At 71.7% G+C, this 15217-nt stretch carries 16 protein-coding genes; 11 read left to right on the top strand and 5 right to left on the bottom strand.

Translation table 11 applies throughout. The features are described 5' to 3' along the window. Positions 1–23: 23 nt before the first annotated feature. Positions 24–902, bottom strand: a complete 879-nt coding sequence (locus KLK06_RS23060) for an SGNH/GDSL hydrolase family protein (RefSeq protein WP_308168398.1) — start codon at positions 900–902, stop codon at positions 24–26. A 334-nt stretch (positions 903–1236) separates the two neighbouring features. Here KLK06_RS23060 and KLK06_RS23055 point away from each other — a divergent pair, with 334 nt between their 5' ends. Further along, positions 1237–2604: an amidase gene (locus tag KLK06_RS23055; protein WP_214637649.1), complete on the top strand. Its 1368-nt coding sequence runs from the start codon at positions 1237–1239 to the stop codon at positions 2602–2604. Positions 2605–2623: 19 nt separating this feature from the next. Here KLK06_RS23055 and KLK06_RS23050 read toward each other — a convergent pair whose 3' ends face one another. Beyond that, entirely contained in the window at positions 2624–3121 is a 498-nt protein-coding gene (locus tag KLK06_RS23050) for a hypothetical protein (protein ID WP_308168397.1), read from the bottom strand. 75 nt (positions 3122–3196) lie between these two features. Between KLK06_RS23050 and murA the strand changes: the two genes are divergently transcribed. Together murA and KLK06_RS23040 are read left to right on the top strand one after the other, a co-directional pair. Continuing rightward, positions 3197–4507: a UDP-N-acetylglucosamine 1-carboxyvinyltransferase gene (murA, locus tag KLK06_RS23045; protein WP_308168396.1), complete on the top strand. Its 1311-nt coding sequence runs from the start codon at positions 3197–3199 to the stop codon at positions 4505–4507. A 57-nt stretch (positions 4508–4564) separates the two neighbouring features. Beyond that, a complete protein-coding gene (locus KLK06_RS23040) occupies positions 4565–6817 on the top strand; it encodes a transglycosylase domain-containing protein (RefSeq protein ID WP_308168395.1) in 2253 nt (750 codons plus the stop codon). On the opposite strand, the gene ybaK is transcribed toward KLK06_RS23040, so the two are convergent. Both ybaK and KLK06_RS23030 read right to left on the bottom strand, forming a co-directional pair. Continuing rightward, entirely contained in the window at positions 6798–7292 is a 495-nt protein-coding gene (gene ybaK, locus KLK06_RS23035) for a Cys-tRNA(Pro) deacylase (protein ID WP_214637646.1), read from the bottom strand. The genes KLK06_RS23040 and ybaK overlap by 20 nt on opposite strands. A gap of 20 nt (positions 7293–7312) precedes the next feature. Next, a complete protein-coding gene (locus KLK06_RS23030; RefSeq protein WP_214637645.1) occupies positions 7313–8056 on the bottom strand; it encodes a helix-turn-helix transcriptional regulator in 744 nt (247 codons plus the stop codon). Here KLK06_RS23030 and KLK06_RS23025 point away from each other — a divergent pair. Beyond that, positions 7964–9274, top strand: coding sequence for an MFS transporter (locus KLK06_RS23025; RefSeq protein ID WP_374197141.1), 1311 nt, complete (start codon positions 7964–7966; stop codon positions 9272–9274). The two genes, KLK06_RS23030 and KLK06_RS23025, sit on opposite strands and share 93 nt — an antisense overlap. Here the strand turns inward: KLK06_RS23025 and ligD are convergent. After that, positions 9271–10260 (bottom strand): non-homologous end-joining DNA ligase, encoded by a 990-nt coding sequence (gene ligD / locus KLK06_RS23020; protein ID WP_214637643.1) that lies wholly within the window; start codon positions 10258–10260, stop codon positions 9271–9273. The genes KLK06_RS23025 and ligD overlap by 4 nt on opposite strands. A 134-nt stretch (positions 10261–10394) precedes the next feature. On the opposite strand from ligD, the gene hisD reads away from it, so the two are divergent. Genes hisD through priA form a run of 7 tightly spaced genes read left to right on the top strand, consistent with a single transcriptional unit; the run spans position 10395 to position 15211 of the window. Further along, the gene (gene hisD / locus KLK06_RS23015) at positions 10395–11717 is read left to right on the top strand and encodes a histidinol dehydrogenase (protein WP_214637642.1); all 1323 of its coding nucleotides are present in this window, start codon (positions 10395–10397) and stop codon (positions 11715–11717) included. Continuing rightward, entirely contained in the window at positions 11714–12796 is a 1083-nt protein-coding gene (locus KLK06_RS23010) for a histidinol-phosphate transaminase (RefSeq protein WP_308168394.1), read from the top strand. Before hisD ends, KLK06_RS23010 begins: the two co-directional genes overlap by 4 nt. Further along, positions 12793–13386, top strand: coding sequence for an imidazoleglycerol-phosphate dehydratase HisB (gene hisB, locus KLK06_RS23005; protein ID WP_214637641.1), 594 nt, complete (start codon positions 12793–12795; stop codon positions 13384–13386). Before KLK06_RS23010 ends, hisB begins: the two co-directional genes overlap by 4 nt. Further along, positions 13383–13538 (top strand): hypothetical protein, encoded by a 156-nt coding sequence (locus KLK06_RS23000; protein ID WP_214637640.1) that lies wholly within the window; start codon positions 13383–13385, stop codon positions 13536–13538. Before hisB ends, KLK06_RS23000 begins: the two co-directional genes overlap by 4 nt. Next, positions 13532–14167, top strand: coding sequence for an imidazole glycerol phosphate synthase subunit HisH (gene hisH, locus KLK06_RS22995; RefSeq protein WP_214637639.1), 636 nt, complete (start codon positions 13532–13534; stop codon positions 14165–14167). The genes KLK06_RS23000 and hisH overlap by 7 nt, the downstream gene beginning before the upstream one ends. Continuing rightward, positions 14160–14489 carry a hypothetical protein gene (locus tag KLK06_RS22990; RefSeq protein WP_214637638.1) on the top strand — a complete coding sequence of 110 codons (330 nt, stop codon included), beginning with the start codon at positions 14160–14162 and terminating at the stop codon, positions 14487–14489. Before hisH ends, KLK06_RS22990 begins: the two co-directional genes overlap by 8 nt. After that, positions 14489–15211: a bifunctional 1-(5-phosphoribosyl)-5-((5-phosphoribosylamino)methylideneamino)imidazole-4-carboxamide isomerase/phosphoribosylanthranilate isomerase PriA gene (gene priA / locus KLK06_RS22985; RefSeq protein ID WP_214637637.1), complete on the top strand. Its 723-nt coding sequence runs from the start codon at positions 14489–14491 to the stop codon at positions 15209–15211. Before KLK06_RS22990 ends, priA begins: the two co-directional genes overlap by 1 nt. Positions 15212–15217: the final 6 nt, after the last annotated feature.

Genomic DNA, 15217 nt, shown 5'->3' with positions numbered 1-15217 from the left:
CCGCCGCCGGTGGAAGCGACCGGCTAGAAGCGGCCGTCGGTGGGGTTCGGGGTCGTCAGGCGGAAGTTGTTCATCGACCGCCCCGGCCCGGCGGCGATCCGCGCGTTGATCAGCTCGGCGAACCGCCGGTACCCCGCCCCGGTCGGATGGAAGCTGCGGCTGTTGACGACGAGCTCGTCCAGGTCCAGCGCCAGCCCGTTCAGGTACGGGTCGGGCCGCCCCGTCTCATGCCCGTCGAACGCGTCGTAGGCATCGATGTACTCGACGCTCCCCGCACCTCCGAACGCCACGATCTCCCGGTCGAACTCCGCGGCCACCCGCGCCACGACGTCGTTCAGCCGCCGCGTCATGCCGTTGAGCCAGAGCTGGTCCTCGACGGTCAGGTTGTCGATCCCGTCCGGGGGCGCGGCGGGGAACGGACGGGGATAGCCGAGCACGATGATGCGCGCGCTCGGGGCCCGGCTCCTGAGCTCCCGCAGCACCTTCGTCATGCTCGGCCGCAGCGCCGCGATCCGCTTGGTCACCTCGGACTGCTGGTCGAGGCAGGCCGAGGACCAGGGCAGCTTGACTATGCAGCCGGTGAGCACGCTGGTGAAGCCGGCGTCGTTGCCGCCGATGCTGAGCGTCACCAGGCTGGCGGCGGCGCCCACGCGCTCGATCTGCGGCTGCTGGCCGTACTGGCCGGAGAAGAGCTGGCCGGTGGTGGCGCCGCTGCAGGCCCAGAAGGCGCTGCCGCCGCCGAACCGGTGGGCGCCCGCGACGAGCGGGACGTAGGAGCCCGGCGAGCGGTGGCAGCGGTCGGCGCCGCTGTTGATCGGCCGCGCGGCGCGGTCGTAGACGCCCTCGCCGGAGGAGTAGGAGTCGCCCAGCGCCACGTACGTGCCGTTCTGCGCGGCCTGCACCGGCGTCAGGCGGGTCAGGACCGGGAGCCGGCCGTGGGGTGGCCCGGCGGGGCAGCCCGCGCCGATGGTGGCGCAGGCCAGCGACGTGTAGAGGCCCAGGGGAGCCCCCGCCAGGGCCAGCGCGGCGCCGAGGAGCGCGGCCGCGGCGACCTGGACGATCTTCCATCTCGTCCCGTTCAGCGCGGCCTCCCGAGCGGCGACAACGTGGCGACAAGTCCGCCAGGAAGCCTAATCGACGAGTGATCGACGCGGCCCCGTCCCTGAGGGTGAGGATCCCGATTCCCGAGCGGCTCCTCGGTCCCGCCTGCCTGGGGGCTTGAGCGACAATCGGAACGTGACCGCACTGCACTACCTGACCGCGACCGAGATGGCCCACCTGGTCAAGACCCGCCAGGTGAGCGCCGTCGAGCTGCTCCAGGCCCACCTCGACCGCATCGAGCAGGTCAACCCTCAGGTCAACGCCATCGTGACGCTGGTCGCCGAGCAGGCGCTCGAGGCGGCCGGGGCGGCCGACGCCGGCGAGGCGACGGGGCCGCTCCACGGGGTGCCGGTGGCGCACAAGGACCTCGTCGACACCAAGGGCATCCGCACCACCTACGGCTCGCCGCTCTACGCCGACCACGTTCCCGACAAGGACGACGTGATCGTGGAGCGGCTCCGGGCGGCCGGGGCGATCCTGGTGGGCAAGACCAACACGCCGGAGTTCGGCACCGGCTCCCACACCGTCAACGAGGTGTTCGGGGCCACCCGTAACCCCTACGACCTGACCAGGTCCGCCGGAGGCAGCAGCGGCGGGGCGGCGGCGGCGCTGGCGTCCGGGATGGTGCCGCTGGCCGGCGGATCCGACATGGGCGGGTCGCTGCGCAACCCGGCCTCGTTCTGCAACGTGGTGGGGCTGCGGCCGACGCCGGGCCGGGTGCCCGCCCTGTCGGAGCAGGCGGCCTGGTACACGCTGTCCGTTCAGGGGCCGATGGCCAGGACGGTCGACGACCTGACGCTGATGATGTCGGTTGTTTCGGGATTCGACGCTCGGTCGCCGTACTCGATCACCGAGGACTTCACCCCCGACGAGCGTGGCGTCGCGGGGCTGCGCGTGGCCTGGAGCCCTGACCTGGGCGGGCTGCCGGTGGACCCCGAGACGGCGGCGGTCACAGCGACCGCGCCCGGTGTGTTCGAGCGGCTCGGCGCGCGCGTCGAGCAGGTCGAACTGGACCTGTCCGACGCCGACGACGCCTTCCGCGTCTACCGGGCGTGGTACTACGCGCTGGCCTTCGGCGAGCTCGACGGGCTGGGCGCCAACACCCGCTGGAACGTCGAGCAGGGCCGCCAGGTCACCGGCGCCGACCTGGCCAGGGCCGAACGGTTGCGCAGCGGCCTCTACCACCGGATGGCGGCCTTCTTCGACACCTACGACGTGCTGATCGCGCCCGTCAGCCAGGTGCCGCCGTTCCCCGTCGAGGACCCCTACGTGAGTGAGATCAACGGGGTGCTGCTGCCCGACTACCTGGCATGGATGCGGTCCGCCTACTGGATCAGCGTCCTGCACGCGCCCGCCGCGTCCGTCCCCGCCGGGTTCACGCCGTCGGGGCTGCCGGTCGGTGTGCAGATCATCGGCCGGCCGTTCGCCGACGCCATGGTGCTGCGCGCGGCCCGCGCCTTCGAGCAGGCCACCGAACACGGCCAGCGCCGCCCGCCCCTCTGAGCGCTGACGGTGAACCGCGTCAGTCGAGTCCGTACGGCTTGCGCAGCGGCGACTCGCGATACCCGTGCATGCCCTCCATCAGCCCGAAGAAGGCCACCGCGACCAGCGGCCAGGCCACGATCACCCCCGTGGCCGTCAGCGTCAGCGACCCGGGAACGATCTTCACCCCGGGCGCGGCCGCCGCCTCCACGACCACCACCCCGAACGTGAACGTCGACCCCACCCAGAGCGTGAGGAACGCCGCCAGCACCCCGCCGGCGCCGAGCCCCAGCAGCACGGCGAGCTGGTGCCGCCGGCCGAGGAACCACGCGAGCGCGCCACAGGCCAGCCCGAGCCCGCCGGTGATCACCGCGTACCATCCGTCAGCGCTGATCAGCGCCTGTGTGGACGGGTCCGCCAGCATCGGCCCGTCCGCCGTGACCTGGTACGGCGCGCGGGGAGACAGGTGTGACCACAGCAACCCGGCCAGTACGGCCAGGGCGGCGAGCGTGAGGACAGTAACCGCAAATGCGCGCACATGCCTCGCCACGCAGCTCCCCCTCACATTCACGTCTTAATGGGATCGATCGTATCTCCCGGCTAGGCTCACGTCGTGATTGAAGACAAGGTCTGGCTGATCGAACCCTCCGGCCCCCTCAGGGGTGACGTCGAAGTACGCGGCTCCAAGAACGCCGTGTCCAAGCACATGGTCGCGGCCATGCTGGGCACCGGGGAGAGCATCATCCACAACGTTCCCGAGGTCGGAGAGGTCGGCATCACCGCGGCGATGCTCGACGCGCTGGGCATCAACGTGGAGATCACCCCGTCGGAGATCCGCATCGGGCAGGGCCCGGAGATCAGACCGCGGGTGCCCGACGCCTTCACCGGGCTCAACCGCATCCCCATCCTCATGCTGGGCCCGCTGCTGCACCTGGCGGGGGAGGCGTTCGTGCCGCTGGTCGGCGGCGACCCCATCGGCCGGCGGCCGGTGAACTTCCACGTCGAGGCGCTGCGCGCGATGGGCGCCGAGGTCGAGGTGGGCGACACCGGGATCTTCGCCAAGGCCAAGCGCCTGAACGGGACCCGGCTGGAGCTGCCGTATCCGAGCGTCGGCGCGACCGAGACGATCCTCATGTCCGCCGTGCTGGCCGAGGGCAAGACCGTGCTGAAGAACGCGGCGATGGAGCCCGAGGTCGTGGAGCTGGCGCTGTTCCTGCAGCGGATGGGCGCCAGGATCGAGCTCTCGCCCGACCGCAGGATCGTCATCGAGGGCGTCGAGCGGCTGCACGGAGCCTCCATCTGGCTGGCGGGCGACCGCATCGAGGCGTTCTCGTACCTCGCCGCGGGCCTGATCACCGGCGGCGAGGTGCGCGTGCACGGCTGCCCGCAGGACCGGCTGGTCACCGCGATCACCACGCTGGCCAGGATGGGCGCCCAGTTCGCCATCAACGACGAGTACCTGTGCGCCACGGCGCCGCCCGAGGGGCTGCGCGCCGCGGCCGTGCAGACCGACACGCACCCCGGGTTCATGACCGACTGGCAGACGCCGCTCATGGTGCTGTTCACGCAGAGCCAGGGCATGTCGGTGCTGCACGAGACCGTCTTCGAGAACCGCCTGGTGTACGTCCCGGCGCTGCAGAAGATGGGCTGCGAGATCGAGGTGTTCGACCAGTGCCTGGGCGGCCCGGCCTGCCGCTACCACGACACCAACGCCAGGCACTCGGCCGTCGTGCGGGGCGTGTCGCAGCTGCGGGGCGCGGACGTGACGCTGCCCGACATCCGGGCCGGGTTCTCGGCCGTGCTGGCCGCCGCGGTGGCCGACGGCACCTCGACGCTGCGCGGCGTCAACCACATCGAGCGCGGCTATCACCAGCCGTTCGAGCAGTTCGCGTCACTTGGTCTGAATATCCGCAGACAACAGTAAAGACGGGGAAGCCGGTGTTTGCCGGTGTTCCCCGGGCCGCAGATCATCTGAGTGACTGTGCTCAGATCCGTCGGCGTGCTCGCCGTGGCCGGGGCGATCGGTGGCTTCCTGGCGGCGGCGCTGGCCGCGCCGGTGGTGACCGGGGCGGGCCTGTCCGCCAAGAACGTCGCCTTGACGTTCGTCGACCTGCCGCCCGCGCCTCGTGAGGAGCCGCTCTCCCAGGTGACCAGGCTCCTCGACCGGAACGGCAAGCAGTTCGCCCAGTTCTACGAGGCCAACCGGACGACGATCCGGCTCGACCAGGTGGCGCCCGTGATGCGCCAGGCGATCGTGGCCATCGAGGACGCCCGGTTCTACGAGCACGGCGGCCTCGACGTCAAGGGCACGATCCGGGCGCTGCTCACCAACACGCAGGCGGGCGGCATCAAGCAGGGCGGCTCGTCCCTCACCCAGCAGTTGGTGAAGAACATCCTGGTGGAGGGCGCCCGAACCGACGCCGAGCGCGACCGGGCCCGCGCGCCCAACCTGAGCAGGAAGATCACTGAGCTGCGGTACGCGCTGGCGATGGAGGAGAAGTACCGCAAGGACGAGATTCTTGAGAAATATCTGAACATCGCGTACTTCGGTGCCGGCGCCCACGGTGTCGAGGCGGCCGCCAGGCGGTTCTTCTCGACCACGGCCGCTCGCCTCACCCTGACCCAGGCGGCCACGCTGGCGGGGGCCGTCCGCGTGCCGTACTCGACCGATCCCTCGCTGGGCGACAGGCAGCAGGCCCGGCTGCGGCAGCGGCGCGACATCGTGCTGGACCGGATGGCCGAGGTGGGCCTGATCACCCGGCAGGAGGCGACCGCGGCCCAGCGGACCGGGCTCGGCCTGCGGCTGCGGCCGGAGCCGGGCGGCTGCGCGCAGAGCGCCTACCCGTACTACTGCTATTACGTTCAGCGGGAGCTGCTGACCAACCCGGCGTTCGGCAACACCGCGGCCAAGCGGCAGGCCAGGATGAGCAGGGGCGGGCTGGTGATCCGTACGAGCCTCGACCCGCTGGCGCAGCGGGCCGCCGAGCAGGCCATCCAGCAGCGGGTACGGCCCGAGGACACCGAGGTGGCCGCCGAGGCCATGGTCGAGCCGGGCACCGGGCGGATCACGGCGATGACGGCCAGCAAGCGCTTCGGCCGCAACCCGGGCAACCGGAAGAACGGGGCCAGGACCACGTTCAACCTGGCGGCCGACGTGCTGCACGGTGGCGGGCAGGGGTTCCAGGCGGGCTCCACGTTCAAGGTGTTCACCCTGGCCACGGCGTTGCGGCAGGGGTGGCGGTTCGGCGACGGGTTCCAGACTCCCGGGCAGTTGACGCCCGATCAGGGCTATCGCGACTGCCAGGGCAGGCGCGTCAACGACCCGCGCACGACCGTCTACAACGCCAGCGGTGAGGGCACCGGCGGCCCGCACAGCCTGGAGACCGGCACCTGGAAGTCGGTCAACATCTTCTACATGATGCTGGAGCGCAAGGTCGGCCTGTGCAACGTGGTCAAGACCGCCAAGGCGCTGGGCATCTCCCGAGCCGACGGGACGCCGCTGCGCGAGGTGCCCACGTTCACGCTCGGGGTGAACGAGATGGACCCGGTGACGGTGGCGGCGGGGTTCGCGGCGTTCGCGGCCAGGGGGAGGTACTGCCGGCCGCTGGCGATCGTGGAGATCACCGGCCGGGCCGGCGAACGCACCCAGGTGCCGCCCGCCTGCGAGCAGGCCATCGAGCGGGAGGTGGCCGACGCGGTCAACTGGGTGCTGAGCGGCGTCTTCACCCAGGGCACCATGCGCGGGCAGAGCCTCGACCGCCCCGCGGCGGGCAAGACGGGCACGAACAACGGTTACACCTCGGCGTGGTTCGCCGGTTACACCCCGGATCTGGCGGCGGCGGTCAGCGTCGGCGACATCAGGGGCGCCTACCGCTACCCCCTGCGGGACATCGAGATCGGCGACGACTACTACGGGGCCGTGCAGGGCGCGTCGCTACCGGGCCCGATCTGGATCGACTCGATGCGGGCGGCTCTGCGGCGGACCCGTCCGTCGGGTTTCCCCGGTCCTGACATGTCCCGCTTCGGTGGCGGGTTCACGCCGGGCCTGAAGGAGGCTCTGGAGGCGGAGCGCCGCGAGGAGGAGAACCGCAAGCACCGGACGATCGCCCACCGTCAGCGCTTCACGTTCGGAGGACCACGGTGGCGTCGCCGCGACTTCCTGGAACCACGGCATCGCCGTGACGTCCCGGGACAGCGCCATCGACGTCACAGGCTCAACTGGGGCTTCCGATAGCGGCGGTGACGGCACCGGTCAGCGAGATCAGGTTGGCCGGCGCGGTCTCGATCTGCAGCCCCCGCTTGCCCGCGGAGAAGTAGATCGTGCCGAACTCCAGAGCCGACGCGTCGACCACGGTCGGCAGCCTTTTGCGCTGGCCGAGCGGGCTGATGCCGCCGACGACGTAACCCGTGACGCGCTCGACCTTCGCCGCGTCGGCCATGGCCGCCTTCTTGGCGCCGAGCGCCGCCGCCAGCGCCTTGAGGTCGAGCTTGCCCGACACCGGCACGACCGCCACCGCGAGCCCGCCCTCGACCTCGGCCACCAGCGTCTTGAAGATCCGCTCGTGCGGCACGCCGAGCGCGTCGGCCGCCTCCTCGCCATAGGCCTGCGCGTTGGCGTCATGCTCGTACGGGTGAAGGGTGAACTCCGCCTTGGCCTTCGCCAGCGCCACCGTGGCCGGGGTGCCCCCTGGGGCTTTCGCTCTGCTCACAGGACGCCATTGTAGCGAATCTACAATGTAAAGGCGCGGCCCGGGGTGTACCCCAGGGCCCGCCGGAACGCGTCGATGAACGCGCTGGCGGAGGACCAGCCGCAGCGGTGCGCGACGGTGGTGACCGCGGTGCCGTCGGCCAGCAGCAGCAACGCGTGATGCAGGCGAAGCTGCGTACGCCACTGCGGGAACGTCATCCCCAGCTCGCCGCGGCAGAGCCGGGCGAGCGTGCGGTCGCTGGTGCCGGCCTGCCTGCCGAGCTGCGCGAGCGTGCGGCGGTCGGCCGGGTCGTCGTGCAGGATCGCGCAGACGGCGGCCAGCCGCGGGTCCCTGGCCGTGGGCAGGTGGAACGGCTGCTCGGGGGAGCGGCGCAACTGGTCCAGCAGGACGGCCCGCAGCCGCAGCCGCTCAGCGCCGCCGTCGTCGGGGTCCTGGGTGTAGGCGATGATCAGCTCGCGGAGCAGCGGGCCGACGGCGAGTACGGCGGGCCGCCGGAGGTCCAGGGGGTTGTCGGCGACGGGCAGGCCGACGACCCGCAGGTCGGTGTCGCCGTGCGCGCGGTGTTCGTGGACGGTGCCGGCCGGGACCCAGACGGCCCGGTTGGCCGGGGCCACCCAGGTGCCCGCGCTCGTCGTCACCGACAGGACGCCCTGGCAGGCGTAGGCGATCTGGTGGGTGTCGTGGCGGTGCGCGTCGATCCCGGTGCCCGGCGCCAGCGGCCGTATCCCGGTGGGCGCTTCCGGAAGATGGCGGATTTCCATCATGGGTTGGCATTTTATCGGAAGCGGGCCACCTGGTCACGGGGCGACGATCGGAACGTGAAGGCGAACAGGATCGTGATGCTGGCCGTGGGCCATGCCGGTGTGGACGTGTACCAGGGGGCGGTCCCGGCTCTGGTGCCCTTCCTCGTGGCGCAGCGCGGCTACGGGTACGTCGCCGCGTCGGGCATCGTGCTGGCCGCGACGCTGCTGTCCTCGATCGTGCAGCCGGTCTTCGGCGCGCTGACCGACCGCCGGCGGATGCCGTGGCTCATCCCGGTCAGCATGCTCACGGCCGGGCTCGGGGTGGCGCTCAGCGGGGTCACCGACGGGTACGTGCTCACCTGGCTGGCGGTGGCGCTGTCGGGTCTCGGCGTGGCGGCCTACCACCCGGAGTCGGCCCGCCTGGCCAGGATCGCCAGTGAGGGCAGTCATGTGCGGATGAGCTGGTTCTCGCTGGGCGGCACGCTGGGTTTCGCCACCGCGCCGATCATCGTCACGCCGCTGCTGTCGCTGTGGGGGCTCGGCGCCTCGCCGCTCCTGGTCGTGCCGGCCGTGGTGGGCGCCCTGCTCACGCTGACCGTGATCCGCTCGCTCTCCCGTCACGGTGAGCGGGCTCGGGCGGGCACGCGGTCCGCCGGGCGTGACGACTGGCCGTCGTTCGTCCGGCTCACGCTGGTGATCGTCTTCCGGTCGATCGCGTACGTGGGGTTGAGCGCGTTCGTCGCCCTCTACATGGGTGGTGGCGCGGCGGGGGCGGTGGCGCTGTTCGTGCTGTTCGCCGGGGGTGCCGTGGGGACGGTGCTCGGCGGCCGGCTCGCGGGCCGCTGGGGCCGGGTCCGCACCATGCGCGTGGCCTACGCGGCGGCCGTCCCCGCCGTCGCCGGGGTGGTGCTCGCGCCGGGTCTTTCCGCCTACGTCTTCATCGCGGCCGCCTCGATCACCCTGTACGCGCCGTTCTCGCTGCATGTGACGCTGGGGCAGGACTTCCTGCCCAACCGGCTGGGCACGGCCAGCGGCGTCACGCTCGGCCTGGCGGTGAGTGCCGGCGGTCTGACCAGCCCGCTGGTCGGGGCGGTGGCGGAGGCCTTCTCGCTACGGGTCGCGCTTGCCTGCCTGATCGTCTTTCCGGCCCTGTCCTGGCTGCTGGCCCGCACGCTCAAGGACCCCGCTCCGGTCGTAGCGGAGCCGAGCCCCGCGCGCAGCTCAGCCTCCGGTGACTAGCCGGTGGCCCAGTCGCCGCTGTCCAGCCGGACCTCGTCCGGCTCGCGGTCGGGGCGGAGCCCGCGCCACGCGGGGTGGCGCAGGCGGCCGTCGCCGGTCATCTCGGCGTAGCGGACCTCGCCCACCAGGCGCGGCTCGACCCAGTGCGCGTCGCGGGCGTGCTCGCGGGGCACCGGTACGTCGAACGGCGGCTCGGGCCGCTCCAGCGGGGTGAGGCGCTCGTACAGGTCGTTCAGCATCGCCTCGGTGAAGCCGGTGCCCACGTGGCCGACGAACAGCAGCCGCCCGTCCCGGTCGTGCGCGCCGAGCAGCAGCGAGCCGATCGTGCCCGCCCGCCGGCCCGCGCCGGCCTTCCACCCGCCGATGACCACCTCGACGACCGTGAGGTTCTTGACCTTCGTCCACTCGGCGCTGCGCCTGCCCGGCCGGTACGGCGACGACAGGCGCTTGCACACCACGCCCTCCAGCCCGAGCTGACGAGAGGAGTGGAGCGCGCGCTCGGCGTGATCGTGGAACCACACCGGCACCTGCCAGCGGAATCCGGGCGTCAGGACCTGCTCCAGAAGCTCACGGCGTTCGGTGTACGGCCGGCTGACGGTGCTGGTGGAGTCGAGGTGCAGGAGGTCGAACGCCATGAACGTCACCGGCACGGCCCTGACGAGTTCGGCGACCTTGGCCGGGTGGCGCTGGTGCATCCGTGGTTGCAACGCGCCGAAGCTGGGCCGGCCCGCCTCGTCGAAGGCCACGATCTCCCCGTCGACGACCGCCGCCCGCCCGCCGCTCGCCCCGGCCATCAGCTGCAGTTCGGGGTAGGCCACGGTGACGTCCTTGCCGTTGCGCGACATCAGCCGTACGCCGCGCTCCTCCAGGTAGACGAGGGCGCGCACGCCATCCCACTTCATCTCGACGGCCCACTCGTCCCCGCGGACCGACGGCAGGGAGCCGAGCTGAGCCAGCATCGGCGCGTAGACCGGCAGCTGGGCCATGACCCCTGGCATACCCCTGCCTCATGATCGGCACCAGGGGGCGGAGGTCTGCAGATGGTCAAATAGGGAGACGGTCTGCGTCCCGGATGATGGACAGAACCGGATTCAGGGGTGGGACTCCGTAAACTGGGATGGTGATTTCCCGTATTGACATGCGCGGTTCCCTCCCGGCGAACCTGCGCGACGTGCTGCCCCGCGCCGATCTCGACGTCGAGGCCGCCCTGGAGAAGGTGCGGCCCATCTGCGACGAGGTGCGCCATCGCGGGGCGGCAGCCGTACGGGAGCTGACCGCCAGGTTCGACGGTGTCGAGATCCAGCAGGCCCGCGTCCCGCGGGAGGCGATCCACGCGGCGCTGCGGCGACTGCGGCCGGAGGTCGTGGCCGCGCTGGAGGAGGCGATCCGGCGCACCAGGCTGGTCCACCGCGATCAGCGTCGCGCTGACGTCACGACGAAGGTCGTCCCGGGCGGCACCGTGACCGAGCGGTGGGTGCCGGTCGACCGCGTGGGGCTCTACGTTCCGGGCGGGCGCGCCGTCTACCCGTCGAGCGTGGTCATGAACGTGGTCCCGGCCCAGGAAGCGGGCGTGGCGTCGCTGGCCGTGACGAGCCCGGCCCAGAAGGACCACGGCGGCCTGCCGCACCCCACGATCCTGGCGGCGTGCGCGCTGCTGGGCGTGGAGGAGGTCTACTCCGTGGGCGGCGCCCAGGCCGTGGCGATGTTCGCGTACGGGACCGAGGAGTGCCCGGCCGCCAGCATGGTGACCGGGCCCGGCAACATCTGGGTGGCCGCCGCCAAGCGCCTGCTCAAGGGGCGCATCGGCATCGACTCCGAGGCGGGACCGACGGAGATCGCGATCCTGGCCGACGAGACGGCCGACCCGGTGCACGTGGCGTCCGACCTGATCAGCCAGGCCGAGCACGACGTGATCGCGGCGGCCGTGCTGGTCACCGACAGCGTCCGGCTGGCCGAGGCCGTCGAGAAGGAGCTGCCGGGGCAGGTCAACGCCACCCGGCACGCCCAGCGCATCACCGAGGCGCTCGGCGGCCGGCAGTCCGGCATCGTGCTGGTCGACAGCATCGAGGACGGCCTCAAGGTCGTCGACGCCTACGCCGCCGAGCACCTGGAGATCCAGACCGCCGACGCGGCGGCCGTCGCGGCGCGGGTCCGCAACGCGGGCGCGATCTTCGTGGGCCCGTACGCACCGGTGTCCCTGGGCGACTACCTGGCCGGGTCCAACCACGTGCTGCCCACCGGGGGCTGCGCCTGTCACTCCAGCGGCCTGTCGGTGCAGTCGTTCCTGCGCGGCATCCATGTCGTCGACTACACGCGCGAGGCGCTGGCCGGGGCGGCCGAGCACGTGACGGTGCTCGCCGACGCCGAGGACCTCCCCGCGCACGGCGCCGCCATCCGCGCCCGCTTCGACTGGCAGGTTCCATCGCGAAAAGAGACCCAGTGAATCAGCACGTGAATCTCGACGACCTTCCGATCCGCGACGACCTCCGGGGTCGCACGCCCTACGGTGCTCCGCAGATCGACGTGCCCATCAAGCTCAACACCAACGAGAACCCCTACGCGCCCTCCCCGGCCCTGGTCGCCGACCTGGCCGAGGAGGTGCGGGCGAGCGCGGGCGAGCTCAACCGCTACCCCGACAGGGACGCCGAGGCGCTCCGCACCGAGCTGGCCGGCTACCTGGGTCACGGCCTGACGAAGGACCAGGTGTGGGCGGCCAACGGCTCCAACGAGATCCTTCAGCAGATCCTGCAGGCGTTCGGCTCCTACGGACGCACTGCGCTGGGCTTCGAGCCGTCCTACTCGATGCACCCGATCATCACCACCGGCACCAGCACGGAGTGGATCTCGGGCGTCCGTGAGCCCGACTTCTCGCTCGATCCGGGCAAGGCGGTTGCCGCGGTCGAGGAGCACCGGCCCGACATCGTGTTCCTGACCTCGCCCAACAACCCGACCGGCACCGCGCTGCCGATGGAGACGATCAGCCGGGTCCTCGACGTGGCCCCGGGCATGGTCGTGGTCGACGAGGCTTACGCGGAGTTCGCCCGGCAGGGCACGCCCTCGGCGCTCACCCTGCTGCCCGCCCACCCGAGGCTGATCGTCACCCGGACCATGTCCAAGGCGTTCGCCATGGCCGGCACCCGGCTCGGCTACCTGGCCGCGCACCCGGCCGTGATCGACGCGCTGCTGCTGGTGCGCCTGCCATACCATCTGTCGACGCTCACGCAGACGGCGGCCCGCGTGGCGCTGCGGCACCGGGCCGAGCTGCTCGGCACGGTCGACACGCTCCGGCAGGAGCGGGACGACATCGTGGAGTGGTTGCGAAGCAAGGGGTTGACCGTGGCCGACTCTGACGCCAACTTCGTGCTGTTCGGGCGTTTTCCCGACCGGCGGAAGGTGTGGGAGGCCTTGCTGGCGAGCGGCGTGCTCATCCGTGAGGTGGGACCGCCAGAATGGCTGCGGGTGTCGATCGGCACCGGTGAGGAGATGGCGGCGTTCCGTGCCGCTCTGGAGGGGGTCCTGTGAGTCGTGTAGGCCGCGTCGAGCGCGCAACGAAGGAGACGTCGGTCCTGGTCGAGGTGGGTCTCGACGGCACGGGCCGGGTTGACGTGTCGACGGGGGTCGGCTTCTTCGACCACATGCTGGCGCAGCTCGGCAAGCACGGGTTGTTCGACCTGACCGTCAAGACCGAGGGCGACCTGCACATCGACTCGCACCACACGATCGAGGACACGGCGCTCGCGCTGGGCGCCGCGTTCCGCGAGGCTCTGGGCGACAAGTCGGGCATCAGGCGGTTCGGTAATGCGTCGTGCCCGCTGGACGAGTCGCTCGCCCAGGTGACCGTCGACCTGTCGGGCCGCCCCTATCTGGTGCACACCGAGCCCGAGGGCATGGCGCCGATGATCGGCCCCGACTACGACACGACGATGACGCGCCACGTCCTGGAGTCGTTCGTCGCCCAGGCGGCGATCTGCCTGCACGTACGCGTGCCCTACGGCCGCAATGCCCATCACATCGTCGAGGCCCAGTTCAAGGCGCTGGCCAGGGCGCTGCGCGAGGCGTCGGAGCTCGACCCGCGCGCCACGGGCGTGCCGAGCACCAAGGGTGTCCTATGACCGGAAACATGATCGCCATCGCCATGGTGTTCATCGGGCTGTTCCTCATCGGCGGCGTGTTCTCGCTGGCCAGGCAGGGACTCAAGCTCGGTGCCGCCGCCTGCGCGGTCGGCGCCGCGCTGGCGATCACGGCGGGGGTGATGTGGTGGTGAAGAACGTCGTCGTGCTCGACTACGGATCGGGCAATCTGCGCTCCGCGGAGCGGGCCCTGGCCAGGGTGGGCGCGCACGTGACCGTCACGTCCGACTTCGCCGCCGCGCTCGACTGCGACGGCCTGGTCGTGCCGGGCGTCGGCGCGTTCGAGGCGTGCATGGCGGGCCTCAGGAGCGTCTACGGCGAGCGGATCATCGGCCGGCGCCTGGCCGGTGGCCGCCCGGTGCTCGGCATCTGTGTCGGCATGCAGATTCTGTTCGCCAGGGGTGTGGAGCATGGGGTCGAGACCGAGGGCTGCGGCGAGTGGCCGGGCACCGTCGAGCGGCTCGACGCGCCCGTCCTGCCGCACATGGGCTGGAACACCGTCAAGGCACCCGCGGCCAGCGTGCTGTTCGACGGGATCGACGAGGCGACGCGCTTCTACTTCGTGCATTCCTACGGCGTGCGCGACTGGGAGCTGCGGGCAGGTGAGGGCTTCGCCGACCCGCTGGTCACCTGGGCGGAGCACGGGGTGCCGTTCGTGGCGGCCGTGGAGAACGGCCCGCTGATGGCCACCCAGTTCCATCCGGAGAAGTCCGGCGACGCCGGGGCGGCGCTGCTGTCCAACTGGCTCGGCACCCTTGAGTAAGGAGCGGGCGCGCCGCCGGGCCGAGCGTGAGGCCGAACGGGCGCGCGCGGTCCGGCTCAACGAGCAACGGCAGGCGCGCGCCGCGCGCCGCCGCGCCTTACTGGCCCGGCTGATCCCGCGCCCGGTCCGGATCGCCCGGCAGGGCGGTCTGCTGGCCCGCCGCCGCCGAGGCCAGAACGCCGTGCTCGGGCTGGTCTTCGTGCTGGTGCAGGTGGTGGCATGGCTCTATTGGGGCTCGCCGTTCCTCAGCCTGACGGTTTTCGTGTTTTCCCTGCTGCTGGCGCCTGTTGTCATGACTCTTGCTTTCGACCGGAGGACCTGATGTCGCTCGTATTGCTCCCTGCCGTGGATGTCGCGGACGGCCAGGCCGTACGCCTCGTCCAAGGTGAGGCCGGGACCGAGACCGGCTACGGCGAGCCGCTGGCCGCGGCGCTGGCCTGGCAGGAGGCGGGCGCGGAGTGGATCCATCTGGTCGACCTCGATGCCGCCTTCGGCCGGGGCTCCAACCGGGAGCTGATCACCGACCTGATCGGCCGGCTCGACGTGAACGTGGAGCTGTCGGGCGGCATCCGCGACGACGCCTCGCTGGCCGCGGCGCTGGCCACGGGCTGCCGCCGGGTGAACATCGGCACGGCCGCGCTGGAGAACCCCGAGTGGTGCCGCCGGATCATCGCCGAGCACGGCGACCAGATCGCCGTCGGGCTCGACGTGCGCGGCACCACGCTCGCCGCCCGCGGCTGGACCCAGGACGCCGGGGACCTGTGGGAGGTGCTGGACCGGCTGGAGGCCGACGGCTGCCCCCGCTACGTGGTCACCGACGTCACCAAGGACGGCACCTTGCGCGGCCCCAACCTCGAGCTGCTGCGCGAGGTCTGCAAGCGCACCGACAAGCCGGTCGTGGCCAGCGGCGGCGTCTCCTCGCTCGACGACCTGGTCGCGCTGGCTTCCCTGGTGCCGGACGGAGTGGAGGGTGCCATCGTGGGCCGGGCCCTCTACGCTCAGGCTTTCACGCTGGAGAGCGCACTGATCGCGGTACGCGCTTAGTTCCTC

Source organism: Nonomuraea sp. NEAU-A123 (assembly GCF_018603905.1).
Taxonomy (GTDB): domain Bacteria; phylum Actinomycetota; class Actinomycetes; order Streptosporangiales; family Streptosporangiaceae; genus Nonomuraea.
Note: the sequence above shows the minus strand (reverse complement) of the source record. Positions and strands in the feature narration are given on the sequence as shown.